Genomic DNA, 4,223 nt, shown 5'->3' on the forward strand with positions numbered 1-4,223 from the left:
AAAGGGCAAGGTGACGAAATATCGTGTAGTATACACAAATGCCATGCATGTTTGACATGGAAGGTATGCAACTGCGGCCTATCCGAATCGAGAAAAACCCGTCATAAGGGGCTTCACGCCGAAATTGCAAGACCAATAAAAAAGGACGAAACATGAAGGATTTCGTTGACGGCACGGCCTTCAATAACGAACAAGGCAACCGTGCACGTAAACTGTTTGCAGCCGTTGTGCTGGCTGCTCTGGATGACGCGATTGCCGATGACAAGAAATACGGCAACGGTCCTGAGCAAATCGCCCGCTGGGCCCGCTCGCGCGATGGCCGCGAAGTTTTGAGCTGTGCCGGAATCGACCCCAATGAACGCGTTGTGAAGGGCCTTATGGAGTTCGTATCCAAGGGTGTGCGCACGTCAGTCGCGCTCTCACGTGAAGAAAGCGAACGCCGCAATGCCGCTGCCGAGCAGGCCGAGGCGGCCTGAACCGCGCCGAAAAATCGACTTCGAGATTTTGAAGCCGGCTTTCGCAGACAAGCGAGGGCCGGTTTTCATTTGGCAAGGTCGTTCAAGAAGCCCCGCAGTGCTGCCTTCGTGTCAGTCCAACTCGTGCGCCGCAAGTGCACGGTGGATTTCTCGGCGGACAAGCTTGCGAACATTGCGGGTAATCCGTTCGCCCAAGGTTCCCTGAAGCTCCTGGCGCACGATATCAGCGACCATTTCACGTAGCATTTCTTCGTCGATCAATGTCGCGTCTGCTCCGAAAAGGTCGACATCCTGATCGATCGGCTCGTCCTGGTCCGATGCATCGGAGTCACCCGTGTCTGGCTCCGCATTCGCAGGTTGCGGCTGATTATCTTCCAGCGCTTCGCGCGAGAATTCCTCACGCGCCACTCTTGCCGGATCCTGTGTGGTCTCATCAGCTCTGGATAAGTGTTCGAAAACCGGCTCAGGCCCGGCTCCAACATCATCCGCGTCACCCATGACAAGCTCGGCCTCTTCGACTTCACCCATCCGATCCTCTTGCCAAACATGATCGGGTAAGTCGGTGCTGTCCTTGAGATCCTCAAAATGATCCTCCCAGGCAAGCGGTTCGACCGGCGTGCCTGCATAGGCGTCCTCGCCGTCGTCGCCATCCGGCTCCCAGTCGCCTTCCTGTTGCGCGACCACAGCTTCCAATTCGGTGATCCTCTGTTTAAGGCTCTCGCCTGCTTCTACGGCACGCGCAGCCGGGTCGCCCGCGTTGGCGCCGACCGGTTCGGGCCCAGGCCGATCATCGGATTCTTGCGAAAGCGTTTTATCCATGGCCCCGTCGAGCGCATGCCTGACGACGCTTTCAAGAGCTGCGGCCAATGCCTGACCTCCCTCCGTTGATGCGTCGTCCTCTTGACCTGTCGCCGAAACTTGCAATGCAGTTTCATCAAGGCGATCAGACGCATCCGACTCCACGGCACTTCCCGATGCCGGCGCACCGGCGACCGCCGGATCAGGCACACGCAAAGCCGGGGTCAGGACGAGCATGTCATCCTGCGCTCTCTTCCCAGCAGACGCCGACGAACCCTTTTCCGTGTCCAACTGGCGTTCAGACTCATTTCGCTCGCTCGGACGCGTTTCCACGTTGCGGCCATTTTCGGACACCAGCCGCCGGATGGATGACAGGACGTCCTCGATTTCAACGTTTGTCACGGGATCATTCATACGATCATACCACTCTGCCTCACCGGAGATTGTAGCGCGGCGGAAAGATTCCCACAACAGATAGGGCGCGCATTAGGCGTCTGCCACTATTTCTTACCCAAGGAGCGCAAAACCTTGTCAAGTTGCCGACCCTGACGCGAGTTGTTGGTCGGAGCATCCTTTACCAAGTTGTAATAGGCCGTCGGGTCGTAACGCGGCACCGAAAGGTTCAACCTCTCAACGGTGAGATACCCCATAGCCGAAAGCAGATTATAGGCGGCAACATGCTCGTCCACCATCGCCGAGGCCCGGTTGGTCTGCGCATCGAGCAATTCCTGCTCGGCATCCAGCACATCCAGCGTAGTGCGCGCGCCCAGCGTCGCTTCTTCACGAACCCCGCGAAACGCCTCACGCGCCGCCCGGACTTGGCGTTCGCTGGCGTCCCGGCTGGCTCGGGCGACCCGAAGCCCCGCCCAAGCATTGCCGACGGCCAGCGCAATGTCGTGACGTACGACATGCAACCCCGCACGCGCCTGATCTCGCTGCGCCATTGCCTGCCTGGTCAACGCACTCAATTGCCCGCCCTGATAGATCGGGCCGCCAATCTCGACCCCGACACTGCCACCATTTGAAAACCCATTGTCATCGAGGCTTTGGGTCAAACCGTAGCGCCCGGTCAATCTGACCCGCGGTTTCGTGGCTGCCTCGGCCGCCAAGATCGCGAGTTCCGCCGCTGTTACCTCGTGTTGCACCTTGAGCATTTCGGGATGGGTCCGCAGCGCCACCGACTTGGCCGCTTCCACTGACTCAGCAGTCTCCGGCACACGGCCAAGATCGCTCAAGGAGCCGGGCTTGCGACCGACCGCTGCGCGAAATTCCTCGTTAGCCTGCGCCAGTTGCCCCTCCGCTGCCGACAAGGCTGCGCGTGCCCCGGCAAGGCGGGCCTCGGCCAGTGACACATCGGTGCGAGTCACTTCTCCAACCTCGAAGCGATCGCGTGCCGCCCGGAGCTGTTCTGTGATCACGCGGACATTGTTCTGTCGCAGTTGCACGAACTCATTCTGCCGCTGGACCTCCAAGTACGCGGTCGCAGCGCGTAAAAGCACCCGTTGTTCGGCCGATATGAGCGCCTGGCGCGTCGCCAGAACGGATTCTTTCTGGACGTCGATACCAATCTTGCTGCGCCCGAAATCGTACAGCAACAGTTCCGCCGCCAGACCGATCGTCGCTTCCGTGTCAGATGATGACCGCGATGCAGTCATGGCACCGGGGGTAAAGCTACGGCCGCGCGAATGGGTCACATCCGCCGACCAGTTGAGAATGGGTCTGAGCGCGGAAACCGCGATCGCCACATCCTCGTCGGCGGCCCTCAGCAATGCGCGGTTTTGCTCGATCAAGCCGTTATGTCGATAGGCCGCCGCCATCGAGTCGATCACCGTTGTTTCGGCATGGGAAACCAAAGGTACGGCTAGAGCAAATGCCGCCGCAGCCACGAGACGCGTCAGGAACCGTCGTTTCAGCCCAATCCAGATCATGCCGACATCGCCTCAATTTCCTTCAACCGATTGCCCTTTCAGAGGGCAAAAGCCACATGTTTCTCAAAACCAGGCAACACCGGCGCTCCCGCGTCGAACGCAACCCGCCAGTTCATCCGACCATCGAGCTTGTATCCGATTCGCACTTGCCCGGTCCCAAATTCGCCATCGAACAGTACCGCCATCCGCCCACCGTCCTTGAGTTGATCAATCAATCCGTCCGGAAGGCAAGCCACCGCTCCCTCGAGGAGGATTACGTCATAGGGTCCGTGCTGGGCTGCTCCTTCAGTCAACGGTCCCTCGTGCATCACCACATTGTCAGCACCAGTCTCGACAAGGTTCGATTGCGCCTCCTTTGCAAGCGGCTTCTGCTCTTCAACGGCCACGACCGCCTCGGCCATGCGTGCGAGCACCGCTGACGAATACCCCAGCCCGGCCCCGATATCGAGCACAAGCTCATCACGCTGGATGTCCAAGGCATCCAGCATCTTCGCCAACGTCCGCGGGTCAAGGATGACCCGGTTTTTGCCAATCTCGATATGCTCGCCCATATAGGCCAATTCACGCTTGTCGAGCGGGACGAACATTTCGCGCGGGACAGATAGCAGGGCGTCGATAATCGGGTATTTCGTGACGTCCGACGGTCGAACCTGTGTGTCCACCATCATCGTGCGGCGCATGGCGAAATCTGTCATCTTCTGAGCCTGTCGGTAGCTGTCGGAATCCTGTTCCTGTGTTCTGACACATCTACGGCGTGCCGGCAATCTCTGCCGCACCAATCACGACAACATAGGTCACTAGCCTTACCCGCAACCGCACCATGCGGGGGCAACCAACATCCTCTTTCGAACGCTCAAATCCCTTACGCGACATCTGGACAAGCCAGACAAAAACCGCGATAAGACCGGCCTAGCACCACGGCTGGCGAGTTGGCGGAGTGGTGACGCAGCGGATTGCAAATCCGTGTACACCGGTTCGATTCCGGTACTCGCCTCCAATAAAATCAATGACTTGCGTCATT

At 59.0% G+C, this 4,223-nt stretch carries 4 protein-coding genes and 1 tRNA gene; 2 read left to right on the forward strand and 3 right to left on the reverse strand.

Annotated elements, in window-relative coordinates; translation table 11 throughout:
- The first annotated feature begins 152 nt into the window (after window positions 1–152).
- The gene (locus ACESL9_RS17245) at window positions 153–476 is read left to right on the forward strand and encodes a DUF6280 family protein (RefSeq protein ID WP_372675322.1); all 324 of its coding nucleotides are present in this window, start codon (window positions 153–155) and stop codon (window positions 474–476) included.
- 111 nt (window positions 477–587) lie between these two features.
- On the opposite strand, the gene ACESL9_RS17250 is transcribed toward ACESL9_RS17245, so the two are convergent.
- From ACESL9_RS17250 to ACESL9_RS17260, 3 genes are all read right to left on the reverse strand, one after another.
- Window positions 588–1,676: a hypothetical protein gene (locus ACESL9_RS17250; RefSeq protein WP_372675323.1), complete on the reverse strand. Its 1,089-nt coding sequence runs from the start codon at window positions 1,674–1,676 to the stop codon at window positions 588–590.
- Window positions 1,677–1,774: 98 nt separating this feature from the next.
- Window positions 1,775–3,202 (reverse strand): TolC family outer membrane protein, encoded by a 1,428-nt coding sequence (locus ACESL9_RS17255; RefSeq protein WP_372675324.1) that lies wholly within the window; start codon window positions 3,200–3,202, stop codon window positions 1,775–1,777.
- A 38-nt stretch (window positions 3,203–3,240) separates the two neighbouring features.
- Window positions 3,241–3,897 (reverse strand): protein-L-isoaspartate O-methyltransferase family protein, encoded by a 657-nt coding sequence (locus ACESL9_RS17260; RefSeq protein ID WP_372675326.1) that lies wholly within the window; start codon window positions 3,895–3,897, stop codon window positions 3,241–3,243.
- Window positions 3,898–4,125: 228 nt separating this feature from the next.
- Here ACESL9_RS17260 and ACESL9_RS17265 point away from each other — a divergent pair.
- Window positions 4,126–4,199: transfer RNA gene (locus tag ACESL9_RS17265), tRNA-Cys, on the forward strand.
- Window positions 4,200–4,223: the final 24 nt, after the last annotated feature.

The sequence above is a fragment of the Aquicoccus sp. genome (assembly GCF_041686535.1).
GTDB lineage: Bacteria > Pseudomonadota > Alphaproteobacteria > Rhodobacterales > Rhodobacteraceae > Aquicoccus.

Coding starts and splice junctions, on each gene's coding strand:
- ACESL9_RS17260 (WP_372675326.1), bottom strand. CDS start 3,897: ATGACAGATTTCGCCATGCGCCGCACGATGATGGTGGACACACAGGTT.
- ACESL9_RS17255 (WP_372675324.1), bottom strand. CDS start 3,202: ATGATCTGGATTGGGCTGAAACGACGGTTCCTGACGCGTCTCGTGGCT.
- ACESL9_RS17245 (WP_372675322.1), top strand. CDS start 153: ATGAAGGATTTCGTTGACGGCACGGCCTTCAATAACGAACAAGGCAAC.